Source organism: Streptacidiphilus sp. EB129, assembly GCF_041262645.1.
Classification (GTDB): Bacteria; Actinomycetota; Actinomycetes; order Streptomycetales; family Streptomycetaceae; genus Streptacidiphilus.
Map to the genome: position 1 here is coordinate 1 of NZ_JBGCCS010000036.1, position 25,662 is coordinate 25,662.

General features: G+C 69.8%; 17 protein-coding genes. 6 read left to right on the forward strand and 11 right to left on the reverse strand.

Features of this window, described 5'->3' with window-relative positions; genetic code table 11:
- Positions 1 to 499, reverse strand: a 499-nt coding sequence (locus ABH925_RS31010; RefSeq protein WP_370153449.1) for an IS701 family transposase, incomplete at its 3' end; no start/stop codon positions are given.
- Between the two features lie 174 nt (positions 500 to 673).
- Between ABH925_RS31010 and ABH925_RS31015 the strand changes: the two genes are divergently transcribed.
- The 5 genes from ABH925_RS31015 to ABH925_RS31035 all read left to right on the forward strand — a co-directional run bounded on the left by ABH925_RS31015 (position 674) and on the right by ABH925_RS31035 (position 6,667).
- Positions 674 to 1,885 carry a glycerophosphoryl diester phosphodiesterase membrane domain-containing protein gene (locus tag ABH925_RS31015; protein WP_370153361.1) on the forward strand — a complete coding sequence of 404 codons (1,212 nt, stop codon included), beginning with the start codon at positions 674 to 676 and terminating at the stop codon, positions 1,883 to 1,885.
- A gap of 43 nt (positions 1,886 to 1,928) precedes the next feature.
- On the forward strand, positions 1,929 to 2,333 hold the full coding sequence (locus tag ABH925_RS31020) for a hypothetical protein (protein ID WP_370153363.1): 405 nt from the start codon (positions 1,929 to 1,931) through the stop codon (positions 2,331 to 2,333).
- Positions 2,330 to 2,641: a hypothetical protein gene (locus ABH925_RS31025; RefSeq protein WP_370153365.1), complete on the forward strand. Its 312-nt coding sequence runs from the start codon at positions 2,330 to 2,332 to the stop codon at positions 2,639 to 2,641. Before ABH925_RS31020 ends, ABH925_RS31025 begins: the two co-directional genes overlap by 4 nt.
- 847 nt (positions 2,642 to 3,488) lie before the next feature.
- Positions 3,489 to 6,458 (forward strand): glycoside hydrolase family 3 C-terminal domain-containing protein, encoded by a 2,970-nt coding sequence (locus tag ABH925_RS31030; RefSeq protein WP_370153366.1) that lies wholly within the window; start codon positions 3,489 to 3,491, stop codon positions 6,456 to 6,458.
- The gene (locus ABH925_RS31035) at positions 6,365 to 6,667 is read left to right on the forward strand and encodes a ricin-type beta-trefoil lectin domain protein (protein ID WP_370153367.1); all 303 of its coding nucleotides are present in this window, start codon (positions 6,365 to 6,367) and stop codon (positions 6,665 to 6,667) included. The genes ABH925_RS31030 and ABH925_RS31035 overlap by 94 nt, the downstream gene beginning before the upstream one ends.
- A gap of 537 nt (positions 6,668 to 7,204) precedes the next feature.
- Here ABH925_RS31035 and ABH925_RS31040 read toward each other — a convergent pair.
- From ABH925_RS31040 to ABH925_RS31060, 5 genes are all read right to left on the reverse strand, one after another.
- Positions 7,205 to 8,059, reverse strand: coding sequence for an MBL fold metallo-hydrolase (locus ABH925_RS31040; protein ID WP_370153369.1), 855 nt, complete (start codon positions 8,057 to 8,059; stop codon positions 7,205 to 7,207).
- Between the two features lie 527 nt (positions 8,060 to 8,586).
- Positions 8,587 to 9,039, reverse strand: a complete 453-nt coding sequence (locus tag ABH925_RS31045; RefSeq protein WP_370153371.1) for a hypothetical protein — start codon at positions 9,037 to 9,039, stop codon at positions 8,587 to 8,589.
- Positions 9,040 to 9,198: 159 nt separating this feature from the next.
- Positions 9,199 to 9,822 (reverse strand): glyoxalase, encoded by a 624-nt coding sequence (locus tag ABH925_RS31050; protein ID WP_370153373.1) that lies wholly within the window; start codon positions 9,820 to 9,822, stop codon positions 9,199 to 9,201.
- A gap of 75 nt (positions 9,823 to 9,897) precedes the next feature.
- Positions 9,898 to 10,368, reverse strand: a complete 471-nt coding sequence (locus ABH925_RS31055; RefSeq protein ID WP_370153374.1) for an iron chaperone — start codon at positions 10,366 to 10,368, stop codon at positions 9,898 to 9,900.
- Between the two features lie 44 nt (positions 10,369 to 10,412).
- Positions 10,413 to 10,769: a VOC family protein gene (locus tag ABH925_RS31060; protein ID WP_370153376.1), complete on the reverse strand. Its 357-nt coding sequence runs from the start codon at positions 10,767 to 10,769 to the stop codon at positions 10,413 to 10,415.
- A 129-nt stretch (positions 10,770 to 10,898) separates the two neighbouring features.
- Between ABH925_RS31060 and ABH925_RS31065 the strand changes: the two genes are divergently transcribed.
- On the forward strand, positions 10,899 to 13,697 hold the full coding sequence (locus ABH925_RS31065) for a LuxR C-terminal-related transcriptional regulator (protein ID WP_370153378.1): 2,799 nt from the start codon (positions 10,899 to 10,901) through the stop codon (positions 13,695 to 13,697).
- A 445-nt stretch (positions 13,698 to 14,142) separates the two neighbouring features.
- Here ABH925_RS31065 and ABH925_RS31070 read toward each other — a convergent pair whose 3' ends face one another.
- From ABH925_RS31070 to ABH925_RS31090, 5 genes are all read right to left on the reverse strand, one after another.
- Positions 14,143 to 15,324 carry a hypothetical protein gene (locus ABH925_RS31070; protein WP_370153380.1) on the reverse strand — a complete coding sequence of 394 codons (1,182 nt, stop codon included), beginning with the start codon at positions 15,322 to 15,324 and terminating at the stop codon, positions 14,143 to 14,145.
- A 142-nt stretch (positions 15,325 to 15,466) separates the two neighbouring features.
- Positions 15,467 to 16,555, reverse strand: coding sequence for a hypothetical protein (locus ABH925_RS31075; protein WP_370153382.1), 1,089 nt, complete (start codon positions 16,553 to 16,555; stop codon positions 15,467 to 15,469).
- A gap of 32 nt (positions 16,556 to 16,587) precedes the next feature.
- Positions 16,588 to 20,040 (reverse strand): hypothetical protein, encoded by a 3,453-nt coding sequence (locus ABH925_RS31080; protein ID WP_370153384.1) that lies wholly within the window; start codon positions 20,038 to 20,040, stop codon positions 16,588 to 16,590.
- 45 nt (positions 20,041 to 20,085) lie between these two features.
- Positions 20,086 to 22,287, reverse strand: a complete 2,202-nt coding sequence (locus tag ABH925_RS31085; protein ID WP_370153385.1) for a hypothetical protein — start codon at positions 22,285 to 22,287, stop codon at positions 20,086 to 20,088.
- A gap of 51 nt (positions 22,288 to 22,338) precedes the next feature.
- Positions 22,339 to 25,257 (reverse strand): DUF6603 domain-containing protein, encoded by a 2,919-nt coding sequence (locus tag ABH925_RS31090; RefSeq protein WP_370153387.1) that lies wholly within the window; start codon positions 25,255 to 25,257, stop codon positions 22,339 to 22,341.
- Between the last annotated feature and the right edge of the window lie 405 nt (positions 25,258 to 25,662).

Sequence of the window (25,662 nt, forward strand, 5' to 3'; positions counted from 1 at the left end):
GCTCGTTCTTGGTCGCGAAAGGGACCTCGTCCCCGATTCCGGCCGCGCGGCACCGCTCGCGGTCATCGGTCCACGAGGTGGGCAGGTAGAGCTCGCGGTCGATCAACGCCCGCCCCCGACCGGAAGCGTAGGCCAGGAATGTCCCGATCTGGCTGTTTTCTGTGCGGCCAGCTGTGCCGGTGTACTGCCGTTGGACGCCGGCGGACTTGACGCCCTTCTTCAGGAAGCCGGTATCGTCGCCGATCAGCACGCCGTCCCTGGCACCGATGGTCTCCACAACGAAGTCGCGCACATCGTCACGGACGGCATCGGCGTCCCAGTCGGAATGGTTGAGCAGCCGTTGGACACCGTCGGGACGCAACTGCCCGACCTGCTCGGCCACCGTCCAGCCGTTCTTCCTCTCCAGCGGAGCGAGCAACCCGTTCAGGTAGTCGAGCGCGCGCTCGCGGGGCTCCGACCTGCCGAAATGTCGGGCGAACCGGGCATGGAACCCGGCTATCCCCTCGGACCACGCCTCAACTTGTTTGACCGTCAGCTCATCAGCACACAGTCAGACCAACGAGCACGCACGCTCACAGTCACGCCCAGATGCGGTTGCAGTATTAGGCACGACGGCCTTCCAGCCATAGCGGTGGTGCCGACCGGTTGGGTGTACGCCCCCAAGCCCGGGGCCGTGCCACTGCGTCCACTTGACGCGAACGACATAGTCAAGGGCGTCTTCGCCACCGTCCGGCGCTACTTCGGGCCGCTGTACCTCCCGCTGCTCGCCGTCGTACTCGGCAGCACCGTGTTGCTCAGCGGCTGTGTCTACGTCGCTTGGAAGCTGGTCACTCGCTTGCACCTGCACGGTGAGCGGATGACCACAGGCCGCGTGGTCGACGCGGCCCTCGCGGCCGCCGTGGTCGTTGTTCCCGCTCTGTTCTGCGCTGCCTTCGCCTACGCGGTCACTACGGCCGTCAGCATCACCGTCCTGGGCCACCACGCCGTGCTGGGCCAACAGCCCCTGACAGCTCGCCAGGCCTGGAGGGAGGCCCGCCCCCATCTGTGGCGCACGCTCGGGACCCAGCTTCTGACCGTGCTGGTCGTCATCGCCGTCCTTCTCGTCTCCGCACTGCCGGCCGTCGTTCTCGGTGTCGCCCTGCACAGCGGCACTGCCGCGGCGTTCGGCCTGCTGGGGCTCATCCCCGGTTCGGTCGGCATGGTCTACGTCGGAGGCAGACTGTTCTTCGCCGCACCGGTGACGGTTCTGGAGGGCATGCGTCCGACCGACGCGATGCGCCGCTCCTGGCAGCTCAACCGCGGTGCCTGGTGGCGCACTTTCGGCGTCATGCTCCTGCCCGGCATGGTCGGCAGGGCGGCGACTCAAGTGATCACCGGTGGGGGCGATACTGTCGCGGCGCAGTACGCCCCGCCGGGCCTGCTCACCGGTACACAGAGCGGCCTGTCGCTCCACCTGTCTGCCGCCGGCCTCGTCCTCCCGGTCTCCATCATCGTCCTCGCCATCATCGCTGCCGCGATCATCAGGGCCCCTCTGACGCCCCTGACTCTGGGCCTGCTCTATATCGACCGGTGCATCCGGAAGGAGCGCCTTCATATCACTCTTGTTGCAGCGGCAGGCGGCGCGGTCAGCCATGCCCCGTTTCCCTTGCTCCCGCTTCCCCCGAAGGGCCCGCCGCCCAAGCTGCGGCGTGAGCAGGCCGGGCCACCCGGGGACGGTCTCCCACCGTACGGCAATCAGCAGCCTGCCCGGGGGCGCAGAATGATCGGGGCCGGGTGGGTACTGCGGATAGTCGGGACCGGCGTCGGGTTGACCGGCCTCCAGATATTCGAGCATCCCCGAGGCGCGGGCTGCCGCCCCCGGACTGGAGCCCAATCCGAGCAGTGAGGCCGTTCAAGGGATATTCGAACCCTACGCCCTGGCAGTCGAGATGGCGGACCGAGTCTCGGCACGGCGCGGCAGCGCCAACATGTTCTTCCTCTCCATCCAGACCTCGCTGCTGGCGGCCGTCGGCCTCGCCGACACGACACTCGAACACATCACCTGGTACTCGGCTCTCGCCGCAGCGCTCGCCGGCTGCGCGATCTCCGTAGTGTGGTGGATGCAACTGCGCAGCTACCGCATGCTGAACGCAGCCAAGTTCGCGGTGATCAACACTCTGGAAGATCGGCTGCCTGCTCGTATCTTCACCGACGAGTGGGCCAGCCTGAAACAGGAGCGGGCCCGAGTTTCACGACGGCTCGCGTACATCGAACTCGGCGCAACCGAGCGCCTGATCCCCTGGCTACTCGCCGCGTTGCACCTCCTGCTGCTGTTGGGCAGACTGCTCGGATGAACGCGTATCTCACCGAGGACGCCCACCTCGTCCGCAGCCTGCTCCCGCCGACCGCGCAGCCGCCCGGCGACGACGACGCCCTCTTCCTCGGCTACGCGGTGCTGATGAGGGCCAAGGGCCTCGGGACCACCGCGGAAGACGTCCACGACACGTGGGCCGCATGGGTGCTCGGGCGCGATCCGCACCATCCGGCCATCGTGCCGTTCGACGATCTTCCGGCCGACGCGCAGGCCATGGACCTGCCGTATGTCCAGGCGATCCATGCCGCGGCGAGGCAGCGCACCGCGGACCGCGCTCGGTCTCGTTGAGGCATTCAAGCGCCGTCCTCATGTACGCGATCATGGACCGTACATGACACTCCCTCAGGTGCAGGCGGCCTGGCCCCTCGTGTTTCGCAGTTGTCGACGTCATGAGTTCCGGGGGTTCAGGCGAAGGAGTTGAAGTGCGGGCCGTTCAGTCTCAGCCCACGCGGAGAAGGCCCATACTCCGGCCCAGTGAATGGAGAACCAGCCCCCGCCAGGGCGCAGCGGCCGTCGGCGCACGGGTACGTCCGTACGCACGCCGTTCCGGCTGCCACGGTGGTCGAACTCCACGGTGAGATCGACCTCGCCACGAGCCACTTCCTGACCACCCATCTCGAGGCCGCGACCTGCGGAGACCGGCCAAACGTGCTCGTGGACCCGGTACCGGTGGCGGTGTCAGCTCGCTCCTGGTCGATGACGACACCGTCACGGTCGACGACGGTGACCGATGCCGGGGAGGACGCGGCGCGGCAGTCGGAGCCCTGGACGTAGGTGCGGAGGCCGCGACAGCGCTCGGTGCCGCCTGCGTGACCACAGCCACGCCCACCGCGGCGACGGCAGCAGCGGCGAAATACCCCCTGCACGGTTGTTCCCATTTGACGACTGTGGACCCATCTCGCCCAGGGCGGACTGGCGGATCCGTCAGAGCTTCGGATCATCAAGCAGACAAAGCATATATATCGCCCAAGGACGAGAGGGGAGGCTGGCCGTAGGCAGGTCAACTGTTCAGTTTCCGACGACAGTTGGCGTCTCTTCGCCGTCCCATGTCAAAGTTATTGACGCTTGGAGCTCCTGTGGCCACAGTGCTCAAGGCGCGCTTTGCGTCCCTCCCGCAGCCTGATCGGAGCCCCTCATGAGGTCTGGAAGCTTACGAAGGCACCATCTGCCGCTGGCACTGTCCGGCGCACTCCTCCTGGCAGCCGCACTGCCCGGCACGGCGCAGGCCACGGCCGTCGTCCGGGCCGGTGCTTCCACGGCCTGTCCGTGGGTTGGTTCCAGCGCGCCGATCTCCCAGCGCGTCAGCGAGCTGATGTCCAGAATGACGGTCTCACAGGAGACATCCCTGGTCACCGGTGCGAGCGGTTCGAGCTACGTCGGCTTCACGCCGGCGATCGGCTCGCTCTGCATCCCGGCGATGAACCTGCAGGACGGCCCGGCGGGGGTCGGCGACGGGATGTCGAACGTCACGCAGCTCCCGGCCCCGGTGGACGTCGCGGCCACCTGGGACACCTCCGCCGAGCAGCGCTACGGCAGCCTGGTCGGCGCCGAACAGGCCGCCAAGGGCACCACGGTCGACCTGGGGCCCACCGTCAACATCGTGCGTGATCCGCGCTGGGGCCGGGCCTTCGAGTCGGTGGGCGAGGATCCGTACCTCAACGGGCAGATGGGCGCCGTCGACATCCGGGGTGTGCAGTCCACCGGCGTCATGGCCCAGGTCAAGCACTATGCGGTGTACAACCAGGAGACGGACCGCAACACGGCCGCCGACGACGCGGCCGTCAGCGACCGCGCGATGCAGGAGATCTATCTGCCCGCGTTCCAGACAGCGGCACAGCAGGGTGTGGCCTCGTCCGTGATGTGCTCGTACAGCACCATCAACGGCTCGCCGGCCTGCCAGAACTCCTACACCTTGAACACGGTGCTGCGTCAGCAGTTCGGCTTCACCGGCTTCCTCACCTCTGACTGGGGTGCCACCAAGTCCACCGTCGCCTCCGCGCAGGCCGGCCTGGACCAGGACATGCCGGGCGACGACGGCTACTACGGCGGCACCCTGCAGAGCGCTGTCGCCTCCGGCGCGGTGAGCAGGGCGACGCTGAACTCGCTGATCGCCCCCGTCCTCACCGAGATGTTCGGCTACGGCCTGTTCGACCGGCCGGCCGCCGGCTCCCCGGCGCAGTCGGCGACCAGCACCACCGACCAGAGTGCTGCGGCCGCACTCGCCGAGGAGGGTGCGGTGCTGCTGAAGAACAGCGGCACCGTCCTGCCGCTGACCTCGTCGGCCAGATCCGTCGCGGTCATCGGCGCGGACGCCTCCACCAGCCCCCGCACCGCCGGCGGTGGCAGCGCCTCGGTGAACTCCAGCGGCACCGTCACCCCCTTGCAGGGCATCACCGCCCGCGCCGGCAGCGGCGTCCGCGTGACCTACGACGACGGCTCCTCCGCCGCCTCGGCCGCCGCCCTGGCCGCGTCGTCCACCGTGGCCGTGGTCTTCGTCAGCGACTTCGAGTCCGAGGGCAGCGACCTGCCGGGAATTGACCTGTCCAGCGCCGACAACGCGCTGATATCCGCCGTCGCGGCGGCGAACCCCGACACGGTCGTGGTCCTCAACACCGGCTCCGCGGTCACCATGCCCTGGCTCTCCTCGGTCAAGGGTGTGCTGGAGGCCTGGTACCCCGGCCAGCAGGACGGCACGGCGATCGCCTCGCTGCTGTTCGGCGACACCGACCCCTCCGGGCACCTGACGGTCACCTTCCCCACCTCCCTCGCCCAGGTCCCCGCGGGCACCGCGGCGCAGTGGCCCGGCACCAACGGCCAGGTGCAGTACTCCGAGGGCGTCGACGTCGGCTACCGCTGGTACGACGCCAACCACCTCACCCCGTTGTTCCCCTTCGGATACGGGCTTTCCTACACCGGCTTCTCGTTCGGCAACCTGAAGGTGGGTCCGCTGACGGCGGGCGGAGCTGCCACGGTGACCGCGACGGTCACCAACACCGGCACGGTGGCCGGCGCGGACGTCGCCCAGCTCTACATCACCGACCCGGCCGCCTCCGGTGAGCCGCCGAAGCAGTTGGCGGGCTTCGCCCGGGTCAGCCTCACCCCGGGCGCCAGCCAGACGGTGAGCTTCCCGGTCACCCAGAGCAACCTGCGCTACTGGGACGCGACCGGCAACGCCTGGGCCACCAGCACCGGCGACTACACCGTCGCCGTCGGCGACTCAGCGGCGAACCTGCCCCTGTCCGGGACCCTGGCCATCGCCTCCTCGCAGTTGGGCGCGCCGGTGACCGTCCCTCAGATCCCCGAACAGGAGGGAGCGGTCGGCACCCCCGTCTCGGTCCCCGTCCCGGCGAGCGACAACAGCGGCGGCCGGACCCTCAGCTTCACGGCCACCGGCCTGCCGGCCGGGACCTCGATCAACGCCTCCACCGGCAGCGTCACCGGAACACCCACGACGGCGGGCACCACCACCGCGCAGGTCACCGCGACGGACACCGACGGAGCCCGCGCCAGCAGTTCCTTCACCTGGACCGTCGTGCCGGCCGCCGACACCGTCGCCAGCACCCCCCTGGTCGGCTACCAGGGCCAGTGCCTCGACGTTGCCGGCGACGACAACACCGACGCCACCAAGGTCGAGATCTACAGCTGCAACGGCACCGACGGCCAGCAGTGGACCCAGGAGCCTGACGGCACCGTCCGCGCCGACGGCAGCTGCCTGGACGTCGCCGGCGGCGGCACGGCCAACGGCACCCCGGTCGACCTCTACACCTGCAACGGCACCGGCGCCCAGATCTGGCAGCCGCAACCCGACGGAGCGCTGCTCAACCCGCAGTCCGGCAAGTGCCTGGACGACACCAACCTGTCGATCACGCCCGGCACCCAGACGCAGATCTGGTCCTGCAACGGCAACGCCAACCAGTCCTGGCTCTCGCCCGCCTCCGTGACCGGAACGGTCACCGGATACCGGGGCCTGGCCTGGACGTCGAGGGCGACAACAGCGCCAACGGCACCGGCGTGGACGTCTACACCTGCAACGGCACCAACGCGCAGAAGTGGACCACCGGCACCGACAGCACCCTGCGAGCCCTCGGCAAGTGCCTGGACGTGAGCGGTGCCGGAACCGGCGACAACACCGCCGTGGACCTGTACGCCTGCAACGGCACCGGCGCCCAGGTCTGGTCCCCCCAGCCCGACGGACAGCTCGTCAACCCGCAGTCCGGCAAATGCCTGGAGGACCCGGGCTCCGGCCCCTCCGGCACCGGTCTGGTCATCTACGACTGCACCAGCGGCGCCGACCAGACCTGGACCCTGCCGTAGCAGCGCACCACACACATCCCGGTGCCAGCGGCCGGCCGCACAACCGGCCGCAGGCACCGGGGTCTGACACGCCCTTCGCGCCGGACACAACCGCCCACCGGGCCCCAGGCTGATGCGTATCACGGGTGATATGACGGTGCCAACGACGGTGCCATCGGGTCGTGACGCCCACTGCTTCGGGAGTTCGAGAAGTTACTTGTCTGTCCACCGACGGTGGTGGATTGTCCGGAGCTGCCAGGGCCGTAGCCGAACGAGCTATTCACGCTGCCGTGCGAGTCGTACGAGGGCGTGTTGGTGGCCGAGCTGTACTGCGTGGCTGAGCCGCCAACAGTGTTGGAGCCACTCGCCTGATTGGCGTAGTTGGTCCCGACGGAGTCTTCGGCCCGGACTGTGGCACAGCAGCCGGGGTCCTGGGCGGTGGCGGCCTGGTCCACGGCTGGAGCCCGGCGGTGCCCGAGCTATTGCCGGCGGGCCGGTGGTTCATGCCGCACCGACCCGCCGGCCGGCCCGGCACGAAGCGCCGGCCGCGCCCTTGCGTCAGAGGGTCTTGGCCCTCTTCGCCCCGCCCCACAGCGAGCCCGGGTTGGCCCGGTTCGGGTACAGCGCGAGCATCGCCTCGTAGAGTTCGGCCGCGGTTTCGGTCTCGGCGTCGAGCCGGTTGAAGTCCGCCAGGTAGTTCTTGGTCTCGGCCAGGATCTTCGGGTCGTCGGGCAGGTCGGGGTTCTTGTGGCCGGCGACGACGAAGACGGGGCCGAGGGCGGCGAGCGTGTCGGTGGCGCGCATCCACTCCTCGCGCGAGGCGGTGGTGGTCTCGCCCAGGTACTGGTCGATGCCGTTGTAGGCGACATCACCGGCCACGACCAGCCCCAGATCCGGCACCCACAGCGCGGTGCTTCCCTCGCAGTCGGTGAAGCCGGCCTCGATCACCCGCAGCTGGTGCCCTTCGAGGGTGAACGTGTCACCGTCCAGCACCTGGGGGAAGACCTGCGGCAGCGGGACCTGTCCCGGGAAGCGCGAGGTCCAGAAGGTGTCCAGGAACGGCGCGGTGCCCTCGAAGGTCGCCTTAGCCACCACCGCGGCGGTGGACACCGCCCTGGCCTGGGGGAACGCCTCAAGGAGCTGCTTGACGCCGAAGGCGTGGTCGCCATGGCCGTGGGTGATGTAGATGTAGGTCAGGTTGCGGTCGTGGGATTTCACCCAGTCGACGAGCTCCTGGTTCTGCTCGACGGTGAGGAACGTGTCGACCACTACCGCGTCGCGCTCACCGTAGATCAGCGTGGCGGTGTTGGAGACCCACTGCAGGTCTTCCTTGCCGGGCGGCAAATCGCGCGTCAGGCCCGGCCTGCGGAGGCACAGCGTGTCGTACTGCAGCGACGATGCGGACGCCGTCATGGTGTGTTCCCTTCCAGGCTCTTGCAACTGGCGATGACGCTCCGGCGGCCCTCCACCCGGTGACGGCGGAGACGCTGATGGATGACCCGGCCGTGCACGGCCGCCCGGGCCGCCGCATGCCGGGATTCGTGGGGACTGCGTCCGTCCGGGCCAAAGACCTCCCAGGAGAGCGAAACCGGTTCGGTCACCCCTGGGCACTTCCCTCATGGACCGGCGCGGCCCCCGGACCACTCTCGCACCAGGAGCCGCATCGCGCCCACCGCCGGGCGAGGCGATCCCACTGCCCGCCACGGTGACGGATCGCGCCGGCGCCGGAGAATCAACCCGGTCCTCGCCGTCCCGGTACCGGCTGGAGGGGCAGGTCCTGCGGGCGGTCGGGACCGGCCACACCGCCGCCGACGACTCCAGCGTCCCGCGCGTGCCCTTGACCGGCCCGGTCGTGGCCGGGGACGTCGTCTGCCGCGGCGTGCACGGACGGCTGCGGCGGGCCGGTGACTGGCCTTGCCGCCCCCCGGCAGCGTGCCGGGCTACTGGCCCGCCGAACCGCACGAGGCATCAACGCCGGGCCCGGACCGGTCCTGGGCCCCGGCCGGCAGAATGCCGAGCCCGGCCAGGCCGCACAGCTCGACAACGGAACCGCCCTGGATCTCGATCCGCAGGTCACCCAGGGGCTGGACGGTACCGGTGCTGCCACCGGCCTGGTAGGCGACGGGCTCCGTGGTGAGGTTGTCGATGTCCACACTGACCGCCCCGGGGCATACGTCATCGTCGATGGCCTGCTGGCCGGTCAGATTGAGCAGGGTGTAGTCCTGGCCGCACAGTGCCTGCCCGCTGCTGCCGTACTGGGTGACCAGCAGCTCGCCGACATCGGCTTGAGCTGCTCCGACCGGTCCCAGAAACGGAGCAGGCCGGTGCCGGCCGTGACGGCCAGAGCGCGTTTGATCCGATTCATGCTGGGTCCCTGCCTCGGGTATGGGCATGCAGGTCAAACAGGTCCAACTCCCCGACACAGCCGACCGGTTCGTCATCTGCCACAACCCCGACCAGGCCACGCGCGACGCCGCGATCTGCGCCGTCCTGCTGACCCAACTCGAAGACGCGATCAAGGGCTCCCCCTTCCGCCTCGTCCAGGCGTGGGGTCAAGCCCGGACGTGCCCGACCTGCCAGGCCAGTCCGTCGGGGTCCGTGAAGTTCTGGTCGCCGGCGGCGCTGATGGCGATGCGGCGGGAGCCGGTGCCTTCGGGGTCGATTCCGGCGTCCTTGGCCGCGGCGCGGCGGGTGTACATGGCCAGCTTGACGAGCGAGGGGGTGGTGTCGAATTCGACGTACTTGCTGCCGAAGCTCTTGGCGACGGTCAGGCCGCGGTCGGTGTAGAACTGCTTGGTGGTCTTGACGTCGTCCACGCCGAGCAGCAGGACGAAGGCGTCGATCTCACGGGTGGCAGGAGCTGTGTCCTTCTTGGCCGAGGTCGCGATCTTCCAGATGGCGCCGTCCGGGGCCCGGACGATGCCGCCGTAGCCCCAGAAGCTCTTCCTGGCCGGCTTGAGGCTGGTGGCTCCGCGTTCGAGGGCGGCGCCGGTGAGCAGGTCGACCGTGCCCGGCTGGGACACTACGAGCGACAGGACGTAGCCGCGGAAGCCGGTCGTGGGTGCTTCGGTGGCGCGGATGCGCAGCTTGTCACCCAGGCCGAACGCCGCGCTGTAGAAGGCCTCGGTGGCCTCGGGCTCAGGAGATTCGAGGATGACGGATTCGATGACGGGCACGGCGGAACTCCTTCGGCGAGTCGGAAAGTCGGGGACGGCGGCCGGTCGGGCGGGTGCCCGGTGGCGCGTGACGTATCAGTTCGCTGCCCGGGTCACCAGGTCGGCGATCCGCTGCTCGTCGGCGGCGGTCAGGGTGGTCAGGGCGAAGGCCGTGGGCCACATGGCGCCGTCGTCCAGGTTCGCCGGGTCGTTGAAGCCGAGGGTCGCGTAGCGGGCCTTGAACTTCGCCGCGCTCTGGAAGAAGCAGACGATCTTGCCGTCCTTCGCGTACGCGGGCATGCCGTACCAGAGCTTCGGGCTGAGCTGCGGTGCCGCCGCCTTGACGACGGCATGTACTTGCTGTGCCAGGATGCGGTCTGCGTCGGCCATCTCGGCGATCTTCGCGAGGACGTCGGCCTCTCCGTCGGCCGCGGATGCCTTCGCGCCGCGTCGCACGGCCGTCTTCAGCTCCAGCGCGTGCTCCTTCATCGCGGCACGCTCGCCGGCGGTGAAGCCGTCGTAGCCGGCGGTTGCGTTGCTCTTCGTGGTCTTCTTCGTGGCGGTCATGCGGGTCTCCTGATTCGGTCGGGCTTGGGGGATCTGGTCGCCGGTCACTGGTCCTGGATCAGGCCCAGGACGTTGCCGTCGACGTCGGTGAAGGTGGCGACCAGCCGGCCGCGACCCACGTCGCGGACGGGCTCGACAACGACGGCGCCGGCGGCGGTCACCGCGGCCAGGCTCGCCTCGATGTCCGGCACGTGCCAGTAGGCCACCGGGGAGGTCATGCCCTGGGGGCCGCCAGCGGGTACCAGCCCGATGTGCGTGCCGGCGATGTCGAATCCGATGTAGTACGGCGCGTCGGTCTGTGGCTCCATGCCGAACAGGGCCGCATAGACGGCCTTCGCCCTCGTCAGGTCGATGACGGGGTGAAGCACGGTCTTGATTCCCTGCGTCGCGGGATCTGACATGATCGCTCCTTAGGGGGTCGTGGGTCCGGGCGAACCGGCCGTGCTCTCAGCCTCGCGCTCGACGGGGTGCGGTCACATCCGTGGTGAACACGGACTCGTCCACGGACCGGGATACGGGACAATGGCTGCGTGGACGTCTCAGGGGAGGTCTCGGCTCGGGAAGCCGAGGTGTTGGCGCTGCTCGGGGAGTATCTGAGCAACGCCGAGATCGCGGCGCGGTTGTTCATCTCGGTACGCACCGTCGAAAGCCATGTCTCCTCGCTGCTGCGCAAGCTCGACGCTCCGGACCGGCGTGTGCTGGCCCAGCGGGTGGCCGGGGCGTCGCGTCGTGGCGGGTCAGCCCTGCCAGTGCCGGACCAGCCGCAGCCACTGACCGCGTTCGTCGGCCGCGTCGCGGAGTGCGCCGAGCTGGCCGGGCTGATCAGGATGCATCGTCACGTGGTCGCGGTCGGGCCCGGCGGAGTGGGCAAGACGCGGTTGGCGTTGGCGGCCGCTGCGCAGGCGGCCGGGGACTTCCCCGATGGCGTGTGGTTCGTCGACTTGGTCCCGGTGACCGAGCCGGGCATGGTCGCGGCCGCGGTCGCCGCCGCGCTGGGGGTGGTCGAGCAGCCGGGCCTCGAAGTGGAGGAGTCGGTGGCTGCGGCGCTGGCCGGCCGTCAGGCCCTGCTGGTGCTGGACAACTGCGAGCAGGTCCGGGACGGGGTGGCGCCGTTCCTGGAGCGGCTTCTCGGGACGTGCCCGGGGTTGACGGTGCTGGCGACCAGTCGGGCCCGGCTGTTGGTGCCCTTCGAGCGGGTGTACCCGGTGCCGGCGTTCTCCCTGGCCGGCGGTGGCGACTCGGACGCGGTCGCGCTGTTCGCCGACCGGGCGGCGGTGGCCGGCTGGGTGCCGGATCCGTCGCAGCGTGAGCGCGTCGTCGAGGTCTGTGAACGGCTCGACGGAATGGCGCTGGCGATCGAGTTGGCGGCGGCGCGGCTGCCCGCGCTCGGTCTGGACGGGATCACCGCAGCGCTGTCCGATCCGCTGCGGATGCTGACCGGAGGCTCACGCGCCGACGACCGTCACCGCTCTGTGCGGGCGGCGTTGGACTGGAGCCACGCGCTGTTGGAACCTGACGATCAGGTGCTCCTGCGACGGATCTCGGTGTTCGTGGCGCCGTTCACTGTCGGGCCGGCTGCCGAGGTGGCCGGGTCCGAGGTGGCCGTTGTCGCTGACGGGCTGGCGCGGCTTGCCGAGCAGAGCCTGCTGATGGTGACGTCATCCGCGTCGGCGACCGCGTATCGCGCGCCGGAGACAATCCGCCAGTACGGCACGGAACGGCTCACCGCCGCCGACGAGCTGGCCGACGCCCGGCACCGGCATCTCCGGTGGTGTCTGACCGCTGCCGCCGGTCTGGCGGTGAGGGGAGCGGGCTGGAGGGCCCGCTTCGACGCCGTGGCCGACGACTTGCGCGCAGCCCTGGCGTGGGCGGCCGAGAAGCCCGATCAGCGGGCTGACGCGTACCGGCTCGCGCGGCACCTGGCGCAGGCGACGTTCCCCCGTCAACTGATCGGCGAGGCCCAGCGGCGCTACGAGCAGGCGGCCGGGCTCGCCGACGATCCGGCCACCGCGACGGAAATGCTGCGCCACGCCGCCGCCGTGGCCGGATGCCGGATGAACGGCGACGACATGCACCGGCTACGCCGCGAGGCCGCCGATGCCGCACGCCGGTCCGGGGACTTCGGCTCCGCCGCACGCGACCTGGCGACCGCCGCCAGTGACGCGTACCGGTTCTCCAGCAAGTTCGTCCGACCCATGCCGCCACAGGAGACGAGGACGCTCATCGCCGAGGCCCAGGAGCTGGCCGGCGACGATCCGGCAGCCCGGGCCGCGCTGGCGCTGGCCGAGGCCGGACGGATGCTCACGGAAGCCTTCGCCGCCCAGAACCCGGTCCAGGACGCGGCAGCGGAGACGATCGCCATCGCAGAGCGTGCGGTCGAACTCGCTCAGCGCGCCGGTGACCCGCTCGCCGAGTCCGCCGCCCTCGATACCCTCGTCGGCGCGCAGAGCTGGGCCGGCGACGCCTTCGCGGCGGCAGCCACGGCACGACGACGGATGGTGCTGCTGGAGTCCGTGCCGGACACGCCGGCCGGCACGCACGAGCTGATCGAAGCCCTCGGCGAGGCCACCGAGGCCAGCCTCGGCACCGGAGACCTCCCAGGCGCCCGACGGTGGGCACGGCGGCTCGCGGATCATCCGCTGCTGGCGGAGGTCGGCCATCGTGCCACCAGCGGGCTGTTGGTGGCCGGCGCTCTCACCGGCGACGTCCAGGAGGTCCTGGCGCTCAGCGATCGGTTCCTCAAAGGCTGGCAGCGGGCCGGCAGACCGACCAGGACGGTCCTCGGTCCGGCGGTGGCGGGCGTGGCGATGATCCACGGCCTGCGCGGAGATCAGGAAGCCCGACACGTCTGGAACACGGTGCTGCGGCAGCTGGGCGGATCGCCCTGGGAGACCTACGGGTACGGTGCGGTCTTCGAAGCGCTGGACTCTCTCCACCATGGGCGGCCGCAGGACGCGCTCAAGCGGATGACGCCAGGGCCGGACGCCATCTGGAGATGGGTCACGTGGACCTGGCTCCACTGGTACGTGGCGCTGCGCGCCGAAGCCGCCGTCATCGCCGGCAGCCCCGACGCTCGTGATCACGTGACCGAGGCCCGGGCCGTCGTGGCGGGCAACCCGGTCGCCGGGGCCCTGGTCGAGCGTGCCGAAGCGCTGCTCGACCACGACCGGAAACGGCTGCTCGCCACGGCAGGCGCGTTCGACGCCGCTGGCTGCCGGTACCAGTCGGCCCGGACCATGGTGCTCGCCGGCGGGGATCACGCCGTCCGGGGCGAGGCGACGATCGCGGACCTCGGCCTCGCGCCGATGGTTCCGTGCCGCTGGCCGTGACACGAACGCCGATGAGTGCGATGAATCATGCAGCGCGTGCCCTCGCCCATCCGCTGGGCGGAGCGCACGAAACCGGCCGGAGGCTCATATGCCGTGAACAATCTCGCTGGTGGTGAAGATGCGGCCTTGGACCGCGACCCTCTCGTTCGCCAAGGCGACCCTCGGGCACAGCGTGACCAGCGGTCCAACGAGCAGCCGGACGCGCCGTCACGCAACCGCCGGTGTCAGCGCGGCGAGGCAGCGGCGGTATCGGTCGAGTGCCGAGGGGAGAGGCTCACACGGTGCGACGGTTACGCATTCGGGGTCCAGAAGTCGACCAGGTGGGCGACGCCCTGCCCGACGGACTTCCAGGATCCCGTGAAGGTCAGGTGGCGATCGAGGCCGGCGGGAAGCCGCTGCGGTTCAGCCGCGTCAACAGGTCGCTGTCAGCCTCACCCGACCGCACCTACTGGGCACGCGGAGGAGCGCTGTCAGTTCCCAGAGGCATCCAAACGATCCTCGCCTCAATACTGGGCCTCGAGCCAGTGCCAACCAGCGAAAATCCGAACTGACCTGCTGGCACCACAACTGTTGCACCGCGACGGGACGGAAGGTACATCCCATCGTCTGCTGTGTTAAGTTCCAAGAAGCCAGACGCGTTATCCGGCGACCCTACCCACAAGCTGACCCTCCTTCCGACTGAGTCGTTCTTGTCGAGAGTCAAGAGAGTAACGGTCATAAATCCCGCGGTATCCGCAGCATAAGTCTTACGGATTGTTTCACTATTGGTTGTCCTGAAGAGCTCGTATTGCGGACCGACAATAATGCCCTTCTTGGCTTCAACGGTTCCGTGGGCGATGAGGCTACTGATCTCCAGGTCGGGCCGGTTGACGGTGACGTAGGTGTTGATCGTGCGTTCTGCGGTTCCGGTGCCGGCCTGGATGCGGCCGCGGAGGTAGAACATGGTGTTGCGGCTCACGTCGTCTACGCGGAAGGTGCTGTAGTCGGTGACGTCGAATTCTTGGCTTTCGTAGAGCAGGTGGTAGGTCTCGTTTCCGTTGGTGGAACGTTCCCAGGTGAGGGTGACGGTGTCGCCGTTTTCGATGTACGCGGAGTCGGGTTTGAGGTTGCGGAGGTAGAAGCCGGGCGGGAATTTGCCGATGGCCAGCGTCTGTTCCTCGGTGCGCCAGGAAGTGGAGCCGGGGGCGCGCCAGTTGAGGGCGAGGACGATGGGGGCGGTGCCGACCTGGCGGTTGATGCGGAGCTTGTTGAGCTGGACGGTGATGCCCTGCTCGGGGGTGAGGGTGGCGTGGCCGGTGGCGGGCTTGAACAGGATCCGCTCGTTGGCCGGGTCAGGGGTGCCGGTCCAGCCGGTGAGGTTGATCAGGGACTGCAGGCCGGTCAGGTCCAGGGCGAGCTGCCATGCCTCGGTCCCGAGGGGGACGTAGACGGCGATCTGGTTCGTCTCGACCGGCTCCGGTGAGATGCGGCTGCCGACGATGATCAGGTCGCCGGTTTCGACAGTCCCGCTGGCCGGGCTGACGGTCAGCGGGTCCGGGACGGTGGTGAGCGAGTACTGCAGCTGGCTGCCGAAGTCAGCAGCCGTCTCCGGGTCAGTGGCGGCCGTGGTCTGGGTGACAATGCCCATGAACGTGCGTCCTTCCGTGTCTGAGGTGCTGGGTCAGCGGGTGGCGTCGGCGGACCGGATTACAGTGATCCGGGCGATACCGGCAACCCCGGTTTCCGGGATCTATTTCTGGAGCCGAGGGTGGTAGATCCCGTTGGCTTCTCTACCAGTCCATCTCAAGCTGCGGGGTCCCCATGGAAACCCACCAGGCTATCGTTGGGCCCGGCTGGTTTTGGGTGACGCTAAAACTGGCGTTCTTCTGCAACGGCATGGCGAGGAATGACCTCCCCGTGGGGCCGACGGTGATTCCGGATACGTCCGGGAAGTTGAAGTACAGCTCCCCGCCATTCCACAGGACATAGAGGACCCCGTCATTTTTCGGCGTCACACTGACCGTTCGCCCTGCGGGGAAGCTCTTGAGCTTCTGTACGAAGGGGCGAGGGAATGTCAGTCCCCCGTTGACGACGAGATCGCCGACCTCGAGGTCGGGCTTGTTGACGGTGACGTAGGTGTTGATGGTGCGTTCTGCGGTGCCGGTGCCGGCCTGGATGCGGCCGCGGAGGTAGAACATGGTGTTGCGGCGGACGTCGTCGACGCGGAAGGTGCTGTAGCTGGTGACGTCGATCTCAATGTTCTCGTAGAGCAGGTGGTAGGTCTCGTTTCCGTTCGTGGAGCGTTCCCAGGTGAGGATGACGGGGTCGCCGTTTTCGATGTAAGTCTCGGCTTTGAGGTTGCGCAGGTAGAAGCCGGGCGGGAACTTGCCGATAGCCAGGGTCTGCTCCTCGGTGCGCCAGGTGGTGGTTCCGGGGGCGCGCCAGTTGAGGGCGAGGACGACAGGTGCGGTGCCGACCTGGCGGTTGATGCGGAGCTTGTTGAGCTGGACGGTGATGCCCTGCTCGGGGGTGAGGGTGGCGTGGCCGGTGGCGGGCTTGAACAGGATCCGCTCGTTGGCCGGGTCAGGGGTACCGGTCCAGCCGGTGAGGTTGATCAGGGACTGCAGGCCCGTCAGGTCCAGGGCGAGCTGCCAGGCCTCCGTCCCGAGGGGGACGTAGACGGCGATCTGGTTCGTCTCGACCGGGTCCGGGGAGATGCGGCTGCCGACGATGATCAGATCGCCGAGTTCCACGGTCCCGCTGGCCGGGCTGACGGTCAACGGGTCCGGGACGGTGGTGAGCGAGTACTGCAGCTGGCTGCCGAAGTCAGCAGCCGCCTCAGGATCCGTGACAGCGGTGGTCTGGGTGACGATGCCCATGAACGTCGTCCTTCCGTGGGTGAGGGGTTGGGTCAGCGGGTGGCGTCGGCGGCGTCGCCCAGGACGAGGAACCCGGTGCGGATTTCGGGGTCCCCGAGGGGCATGTCGGTGGGGTCGGGGACGGTGATGGGCAGGGTGCGCCAGGTGTTGTCGGTACCGGCGGGTTCGGTCCAGGTCCAGCTGCCGGTGGCGGTGGCGGGGTGGGGCAGGACCGCAGTGACGGGGTCGGGGGTGGTGGGGGCGAGGAGGGGGCCGGTGCGGAAGCAGACGGCCATGCGGGAGAGCGCGTGGTCGGTGAACTCGGAGGGGACGTGGACCGAGGAGACGGGGAGGATGTCGGTGGTGGCGTGGACGGCGGCGCGGGGATCGCACAGCAGGGTGACGGTTGCCGTGCTGGTGCCTTCGAAGGCGAGGGTGAGGCGGTCACCGGTGCCGATCGGCCGCAGGTAGCCGCCGTGGTTTCCGGTGGGAGTGGTGATGGTTTCCAGGTGGGTGTAGTCCTCGTTCAGGACGTAGCCGACAAGGCCGTCGTCGGTGGAGGTGGCTTGGCCCAGGCGCACGATCCAGTCCCAGGCGGGCATGGCCGGGGGGTGCTCGTCGGGGTCGAGGACTTCGTTCCAGCCGCAGGAGGTGCGGACCGGGCCGTCGAGTTGGAGGTTGAGGCGGGCGCGGACCAGGGCGAGGGGGCGGCCGAGGAAGAAGCCGAGGCTTTGGTCGTCGGGGCCGTCGGGGTCGATGGTGGTCAGGGCGTCGTCGATGGTCGCGCGGACCGCGTCGAAGACGTCCTGGCCGCCACCAGCGATGGCGGCGAGCAGGTCGTGGGTGTGCGGGGAGACCTGCCCCAGCTGGGCGAGGGTGGTGACGTCGGAGCCGGGCAGGGGTGCCCACACGACGGCCTTCGTGCTGTTGGATTGCATGATGGTGCGCAGTTCGCCCCAGGGGTGGCCGGTGGGGTCGTAGCAGGCCAGGGTGCGGTCCAGGCGGTTGGGCACGATCCAGGCGCAGACGGGGTTGGCCCCGGGGGTGAGGTCGACGTCCTGGTCGCGGGTGGCGTTGAGGAACCCGAAGGCGAGGCGGGCGGGCTGGAGCAGGCGGGGGGACAGTTCGACGAACCGGTGGGTGTCGGTGGATTCCACGGGGTGGTCGGGGATCATTGACGTGGGCCTGGATGGCTTGAAGTGGCGGGGGTTGTCGAAGAGGTTGACGGCGCGTCCGAACCGGTCGACGACCGCGAGCTGGGTGAACGCGAGCTGCCCGGTGCGCAGTTCGAAGAACGCGGAGGAGACGACCTCCGGGGGCCGGCCGGGGAAGGCGAACTTGACGGTGCCGGGCAGGGGGGCGTAGTGGTCGCCGTGGCCGACCAGATCGCCGACTTCGCCGGTGGGGCGCAGGGTGGAGCGGGGGTCGCGCTGGGCGAGGAAGGCGGAGAAGCCGTCGAGGCGTTGGGAGAGCATGTCGAGGTTGCGGACTTCTTCGCGCAGGGCACGGAGGTCGGGCAGGTCGGTGCGGTGGCGGGCGTGGGCGGCGAGTTTGCCTTCGGTATCGTGGCCGGCGGTGGGGGCCAGGACCTGGCGGCCGGTGATGACGAACGGGTCCGCGCTCGCGCCGGTCCCGTTCCAGCGGTAGCGGATGCCGTCGAAGGTCCAGTGCGGGCCGGCCTGGTCGCGGTAGGGCAGGGCGGTGTAGTCCACGGCCCACTGCAGGAACAGCGGCTGCCAGGGCTGCTGCCAGGGCTCGGTGCCGTACTCGGGCAGCGTGCCCGTCACCTCACCCAGCCCGACGCCCTGGTGGGTGGCGCGGTCGAGGATGAAGAACTCCGTCAGCAGCCCGGGAACCGTGGCGGGCACGTCTGCGCTGGTGTTGACCTTCGCGACGCTCCCTTGGACCGAGGCGGCGGTGACGGGCCCGGCCTTGGTGACGAGCCGGTCAGGGGTGCGGCACGGCAGGAAGGAGCCGCGGGTCATGGGCGCGTGCAGATGCGCCCCTTGGAGCAACAGCACGGGGTCCGCGGGCTCCTCGTTGGGGGCCTTGGGCACGCGTTGCAGGAGGTGGTCGGTGGGCAGGCCGTGGTCGTCGGCGTACCGGGCGGCGCTGTCCTCCAGGTCCTCAGGGGTGGTACCCCACGGGAGCGATCCCGAGGTGCGCAGGTCGTCCAGGCGTGTGGTGAGGTCGGCGACGCGTCCGGCGGCACCGTCGGAGTGGTCGGGGTTGAGTTCGTCGTCGATGCGGTTGGCGAAGGCAGGTGGCACCTTCTCGGCCTGGGACAGTGCCCACAGCAGGTAGAGGCGTTCCTGCGCGGCGGCCAGGTCTGCGGTCAGTGCGTCGTGTTCGGCCTGGAGGCGGTTGAGTTCGGCGACGACGTCCTGCTCGCGGGCGTGCTGGCGGGCGCGTTCGGTGGCCGTGAGGGATGCAGGGATGTTGGGGTTGCTGCGGTCGGCGATGAGCCAGCTGTAGCCGGCGGAGGCTGGTCCGAAGCCGGAGTCGTGGGCGGCGGTGTCGGTCAGTTCGTCGCCATCGGTGCGGTCCAGGGTGTCGAGGGTGCCCAGGGCGAAGGCGCGGACCAGCCGGGTCTCGTGTTCGGACAGGGCGCTGGGGCCGGCGGCTTCGTCGATGAGGCCGGTCATGGCCTCGGCGGCGGAGTTCCCGATGGAGACCGCGACCTGGTCCGGGTCGGGGACGATGTCCGGGGAGGGGGCGGGGCCTTCGCGGTCCCAGGTGATGCCCAGCACGCTGCCGGTGTACAGGCAGTGGTTGACGGTGCTGGTGGCGGTGGGGGCGAGCCATTCGAGCGTGTCGAGCAGGTCGGTGAGCTGGCCGTCGTGGCCGGCGAGGATGTCGTCGCCGGGGTCGGCGTGCCAGCCGGTCACGTGGTAGCTCAGTTTGTCCTGGCTCGGTACGTCGTCCAGGGTGTCGTGGAGGGAGAAGACGTTCTCGTTGTAGGGCTGGTACACCGAGAAGGTGAGCAGTCCGGGGCCGAGGGCGGTCAGGAACGGCTGCCGGGCGTCGGTGGGTTCACGCCACGGTGAGGTGGTGGTCAGTTCGTGTCGGCGGCCGATCTTGGTGGCGGTGACCTCGGCAGCGTCGGGGTCGAGGTAGGAGACGGTGCCGGTCTGCAGGCCGAGGTGGTCGCTTTCCACGACCCAGGCGCGCACGGTGTCGGAGGCTGCCTGGTGGCGGACCACCAGCCACCGGTTGGGTACCAGCGGGAAGTCCTCGACACCGTCCTGGTCGTCATGGCGGCCGCGGGTCAGTGCCTCGGGGAGCTGCCACTGCAGGTAGACGCCACGTCGCTCGGTCTCGCCGGGCCAGGGGTCGATCTGGAACGGCTCCGGCTCGGGAGGGATGCGGTTGTCCTGGAGCAGGAAGAAGTTGGGCTGCCAGCGGTGGAAGACGAACCTGTCGCTGGAGTTCTGGGTGCGGGTGTTGACCGCGAGCGCGGCCACCTCGACCGGCACCACCAGGGTGTCGTTACTGCGGGTGGGCATCGTCGAACTTCCCTTGCTGTTGACGGTTGGGTGTCGAGGTGCCGGTCAGGGACGGGGGGCGAAGGTCTGCAGTTGCGGGGCCTTGACCATCTGAAGGGTGAACTGGGCCGACGACAACTCGGCCACGTTGTGCGCCCGGGCCAGGGCGGGCAGCAGAGCGTCGCCCTGGCCCGCTACGTTGAGTACGTCGTAGCCGCCGGGGCGCAGGAACCGGCTGAACCGGTCGTCGCCCGGGTCTGGGGGGAATTCGCCCATCGGCATGCCGATGTCAGGTCCGCTGATCTTGCGCAGTTCGATCGTGCCCAGGTCGCCGAATCCGAAGTGCAGGCCCTGCGGCGGCTCCGCCATCGCGAACGTGTCGATCGCGGCGGGGTAGAGCAACATCAGCACGTGTGTGCCGTAGTGCGCGGTGCGCACCGGCTCGACGAGGCGGCCGGATCGGAAGGCGGCGTAGATGGTTTCGGGCCAGCCTTCGACGATGTCGGAGTGGAGCAGCACGCCGCACTCGGGTGCCTCGCTGACACGGCGGGCCAGCATGTTGAGGTCGAAGTCGAGGATGTGGCCGACGCCGATGCTCAGCGCGCCGTCGACGGCGGCCCGGATCCAGCCGGGGTCGAGGTGGAAGAAGCGGATGCTCTCGGGGGGAAGCATCCGCGGGTCGGGCACCAGGTGCTCGAACGGGATCCGGTGCAGGGTGACGAGCTCGTCCAGCCACTCGGTGACCGGGTCGAGTTCGGTGGCCGTCGCCGCCCGCAGCATGTCCTGCACGTCGGGCCGTCCCAGCGCGGTGTGCAGCGAGGCCGCGGTCAACGGGGCCGACCTGGTCGAGGTGCGCGTGTCCGGGGCGTGGCGCCGTCCGGCCGCGACGTCGGCACCGGCTTGGCCCAGCGCGCGGGCCAGGCGCGCCCCGCCGCCGGTGGTGAGCAGTTTGTCGAAGGCGTCCCTGGCCAGATCAGCGGTGAGCAGACCGGCGGTGGACGCAGTAGCGGCTCGCCCCGCCAGGTCGGGGTGGGCGACCAGGCGGCGTGCCGCGTTGCGGGCCCCTTTGCGCCATGCCAGCAGGTGGGTGCGGAACTCGGCGTCGGCCAGGGCCAGAGCGCGCCCCAGGGAGAACGCGGAAGCGTAGCCGGTGTCGTAGACGCCGTAGGTCTCCAGGTAGACCAGGGCCTCGTCGGCTGATTCCAGCCGCACCCGGTCTTCTTCGGGCAGGTCTGGCAGCGGTTGTGCTGGGGCGGCGGTGAGCGGGCCTCGGTAGAAGCCGGCGGTGCGTTCCCCGGAAGGCAGGCGCTGGGGCAAGGCGGTGGATCCGGTGGCAATCCGGTCCAGCGCCTCCCGTTGCGCGGCGTTCGGGTTCGACGGTGCCTGCGGGCGCAGGCGCAGCACCGGGTCGGGGTCGGCGGCGATGTGCTGGGCCAGGTCGCCGAACCCGGTCCCGGAGTCCGGCTCCGACTCGAACATCCACGACCACACCGACACCAGCCGCACGTCGTCCTCCGGAGCGGGCGCATCGGGGCGCAGGAGGGTTTCGTGGCCGTCGAGGGAGACCAGGTGTGCCACGTGCAGGCCGCCGGCCACGTCCGGGAACCGGTTGGCGACGACGACCGCCTTCAGTTCCTCCTCGTCCGGGGTGGGGGCGGCGCCGCGGGTGGCGTCCGGGGGGCCGCCCTCGCGCACGTGGGCCAGCATCGCCATCTCGGCCGGCAGCGGGGCGACAGCGGTGAACAGGTCCTTGGGCACCAGGATGCTGCGGCACACCATCTCGGTCTCGTCCGTGAACAGGTGGGCCGGGTCGATGTCCGGCCTGAGGCCGGGCAGCGGCTGCCCGCCGTCCAGGCGTCCGGCGAGGAGTTCACGCACGGTGCACACGTCTGCCTGCCCGATCGCGAGCGGGTCGCCGGGCAGTTCGCCCTCGCGGAACACCAGCAGCGCCAGCCACGGGACGTCCGGCTCCTGGCCGTCGAGCGGGCGCAGCCACGGCACGCCCGGGGTTTCCAGGGTGATGTGCGGCAGTACCTGGCTGTACAGGCCCACCGATCCCGGCAGCGGGTAGCAGGCGTGGATGTCGGTCCCGGCGATGGCGAACCTGGGGCCGCGCACGTCGAACCGCTGGGCGCGGGTCGGCAGCGACGAGCCCGGAAGGTCGGTGATCGACTGCTGGGTGGTGATCGTGTACTTGCCGGCGTACAGGGCGGGGATGCGGTGGTCGAAGAACCGTGTGCGGGTCCTGACATCAGGCGTGGTCGTCACGGGAAAGGGGTCACCCCAATCGGTGTCGGCGGGTCGCGGATGGGGGCGTGGTCAGGAGGCGGGGACGAGCATCGGCTCGGCGGTGAACGCGGTCTCGGCGGCATCCTTGTGAGCGGACAGGTCCGTATCCAGCGCGCCCAGGTCAAGGCCCAGGCCGGTCAGGGCTTGGGTGAGCTGGGTGCGGGCGCTGTTCTGCGCTGGGGCCGCGACCGTGCGCGCGATGATGCCGATCACTCCCGCCCGGCGGCGCGGGGCCGGGCCGACGGGCCTGGCGTCCGGGTCGAGCGGCTGGACGCCGTCGGGGTCGATCGGGTCGAACGCCAGGGCGTCCTCGCCGATGTAGCCGGTGTCGTTGCCGTAGTCCGCGTCCGGTGTGGACAGTGTTGCCCCGGTCAGCTGATCCGGGATCACCTGCTCCCCGGGGCCGGGCAGGGTGGTGCCGCGCCCGGTGCCCCACAGCGCCTGCGGTACCGACGCGGTGGAAGCAGACCGCCGCCAGGCGGCCAGGTCGAGGTCCTTGTCCTGCTCGTGCCGGTTGACGGAAACGCGCTGCACACTGGTCAAGTTGGTCTTCTGCATGGGGCGGATGTTCAGCTTGCTGGTGGGTTCCACCGGGCTGCCGCCGCTGCGGGTCAGATACAGCTCGCCCACCGGCACGGCGGAGTCGGTGGCGAAGGTGAACCCGGCCGACGACACCTGCCAGGCGTCGTCGTCGCTCAGGGTGCCGTCGGTCAGCTGCGGGCGGTCGGCGATCAGCCCGGCGCCGGGGATCACCCGCACCGTGGTGTCGGGCGGCGGGAGCATCTCACGGAAGCCGGGCCAGTCCAGCGCGTTGGTGTCCGCGTCGCGCTTGTTCCCGAAATTGATGGTGAACGAGATGAACCACAGGTGGATCTTGGCCTGGCCGCCCGTGGGCGGCCCCCAGACGCTGAGCGAGACCCCCACCTCGACGGTGATCGTGATCCGCACGAACAGGATCTTCACCGACGCGGATACGCCGACGGACACCCGCATGCTGACGTCGAAGAAGAACGGCTTCCACTGGATCAGCGCGTCCACCTTGGCGGTCAGCCAGGCCCGCAGCGCACCGGAGTGGAACCGCACATCCAGCCCGCCCCCGGCCATCACCGCGGCCGGCGTCAGCGCGAAGTAGGCATTGCCGCTGACCGTGACCGAACCGGACAGGTCCCAGTCGAACCCCAGCCGCGGCACGACCGGATAGTGCCCGGGCTTGCGGTAGTTGTGGTGGTAGCCGCCGACGGTGACCACGAAGTCGCCCTTGTTCGGGCTCGGCCCGAACCACGTCTTGAACGCCACCCCGCCACGCAGCCGGCAGTTCGGATCCAGCACGAACGACTTCAACGTCAGCGCCGCCGACAGGCTCAGCTCGCCCGCCTTCGGCTTCAGCAACGCCTCCAGCGCGATCTCGATGTGCGCGTACTTCCGCGCGCCAGGCTGCTTGGGAAAGCTCATCCCCGCCACTCCCAGCAGTGCCAGCGTCAGATCCTCACCCGTCTGCACCGCCAGCACCGCCCGCCCGTCCAGGCACTCGGCGACGGTGAACGACAGCCCTGCGGCGACCCACACCGGATCATCGGTGCCCCGGGCAGGCGTGATCCACGGCCTGGGGCCGGAGATGAGCTTGTCCAGGACCTTCAGAGGATCAGCGGAGCCGTCCGGCTTCGCGCCGATCGCCCCCGGGTTATCCAGGGCCTTGATGAAGGGAAAGTCCGCAACCGTTTCCGGACCGTCCGGCAGCCGCAGATTGCTGCGCCAGCCGAATCCGGCGGCCACCCCGCGTACCTGGAACGCGGGCGGGCCGATGCCCTTGTCCGCGGTCAGGGCGCCGAACGCGAAGAACGACGGCTTCGCGCCGGCGCTGGGCGCGTAGGCGGCGGCGATGGCGGTGCCGTGGAAGCTGCCGGTGTCCACCAGCAGCACACCACCCACCGCCAGCGTGTACGGCGGGTCCGCCTTGCGGGCCGCCAGGCCGCCACTGATGTGCAGCGGCGCCTTGTCGTACTTGATCGCCTTGGACTTGCCGTCCAGCATGCCGATGTCGATGAACCCCAGCAGCGACACCGCATCGTTCGGTCCACCGAAGGTGAACCCCGCCCGGCGTTGCGAGCCCAGCCACCTCGGCGCAAGGAGGACGAACCCGTCACTGGTCGCCACCGCGTGCGGCGCACGCCTGATCCCGACCCTGGGCACGGCAACGGCCGGCGCGGCGCTGCCGGGCACCGGCATCGCCCGTCCCAGACCGTCGCGCCGCGCCGGATCCAGCTGCGCCGGGGGCCGCTCGGGCCGCACCGGTACCAGCCACGGACCATCCGACCCGAATCCCTCGGGCAGGACCAGCCAGGTGCCTTCCGGCACCCCGTCCCCGGGCAGGGCGACATTCACACCCTTGGCCGCGGCGAGCAGGTCCGAGGCCTGATCAGCCGTCAGCGGCCGGTCGGCACACACCGCGTACCACCCGCCGGCCGCAGCCACCATCAGCCGGCCGGTGCCGGCATGGGAGACCACGGTCACCCCGCCGTGCTCGCCCTCGCCGGTGAGGACCGTGACGCTGTCGGCGCACTGCAGGTCCAGCCGGGTCACCGACGCGGTCGCTGGAAGTGGCGCAACAGCGATACCCAGCCCACGCCCCAGCACCTCCCCCGCCACCCCGGGCACCGGCAGCTCGACCGACAGGCTCACACCCGTCACGGCCTGGCCGCCGTCATGACTGAACGACACCTCGACCGGCACCGGACCATCCGCCAGAGCAGTTACGGCAGTCCCGGTGAACGTCAACGCCTGCGCGTCACCGTCCTGCCACACCGCCCGCAGCACCCCGTCGGCGAACACCGGCCGGAAGCCCTCCCCCGGCCCCAGCACATCACCCGACACCTCCACCAGGCGCCCAGGCCCGCCCCCTGCCCCGTCACCCAACAGCCACTCACGCAACTCGGCCACTGCGACCGTCATGACGCATCGCCTCCTCACCCGCCCGGCACGCGACTGCGGCAGACGGCCAGACAACAACGGAAAAGAACGGAACACAGGCCAGCGACAGCCGCGGAAGACACGACCGCTGCCCAGGCCACCGCGCTACGAGACAGGCCTCAAGCCCGCACTCGCGCCTTCACGGGCCCAACGAGACGAACGCGCAAAACGACGTACCGACGCCAGGACGCCGGTGTGAGCAACGAGGTTCACTGCGGAGGCATTGGGGGCTGAGCCGGGCCGCTGATGCGAGGCCGGGGTCTGCCTTCCCGCGCTGTCGATGCAGCGTGCAGCAGATACCCGGTCGAACGATCGGATGTGGCGACGCCTGACACGTAACCCCCAGCCTCGTCATGATGACCAGTGAGCGACAAGATCAGCACGAAG

Excerpts from the sequence above, each read along its gene's own strand:
- ABH925_RS31020 (WP_370153363.1), top strand. The coding sequence starts at position 1,929 with ATGGCGGACCGAGTCTCGGCACGGCGCGGCAGCGCCAACATGTTCTTC.
- ABH925_RS31025 (WP_370153365.1), top strand. The coding sequence starts at position 2,330 with ATGAACGCGTATCTCACCGAGGACGCCCACCTCGTCCGCAGCCTGCTC.
- ABH925_RS31030 (WP_370153366.1), top strand. The coding sequence starts at position 3,489 with ATGAGGTCTGGAAGCTTACGAAGGCACCATCTGCCGCTGGCACTGTCC.
- ABH925_RS31040 (WP_370153369.1), bottom strand. The coding sequence starts at position 8,059 with ATGACGGCGTCCGCATCGTCGCTGCAGTACGACACGCTGTGCCTCCGC.
- ABH925_RS31045 (WP_370153371.1), bottom strand. The coding sequence starts at position 9,039 with ATGCCCATACCCGAGGCAGGGACCCAGCATGAATCGGATCAAACGCGC.
- ABH925_RS31055 (WP_370153374.1), bottom strand. The coding sequence starts at position 10,368 with ATGACCGCCACGAAGAAGACCACGAAGAGCAACGCAACCGCCGGCTAC.
- ABH925_RS31060 (WP_370153376.1), bottom strand. The coding sequence starts at position 10,769 with ATGTCAGATCCCGCGACGCAGGGAATCAAGACCGTGCTTCACCCCGTC.
- ABH925_RS31070 (WP_370153380.1), bottom strand. The coding sequence starts at position 15,324 with ATGGGCATTGTCACCCAGACCACGGCCGCCACTGACCCGGAGACGGCT.
- ABH925_RS31075 (WP_370153382.1), bottom strand. The coding sequence starts at position 16,555 with ATGGGCATCGTCACCCAGACCACCGCTGTCACGGATCCTGAGGCGGCT.
- ABH925_RS31080 (WP_370153384.1), bottom strand. The coding sequence starts at position 20,040 with ATGCCCACCCGCAGTAACGACACCCTGGTGGTGCCGGTCGAGGTGGCC.
- ABH925_RS31090 (WP_370153387.1), bottom strand. The coding sequence starts at position 25,257 with ATGACGGTCGCAGTGGCCGAGTTGCGTGAGTGGCTGTTGGGTGACGGG.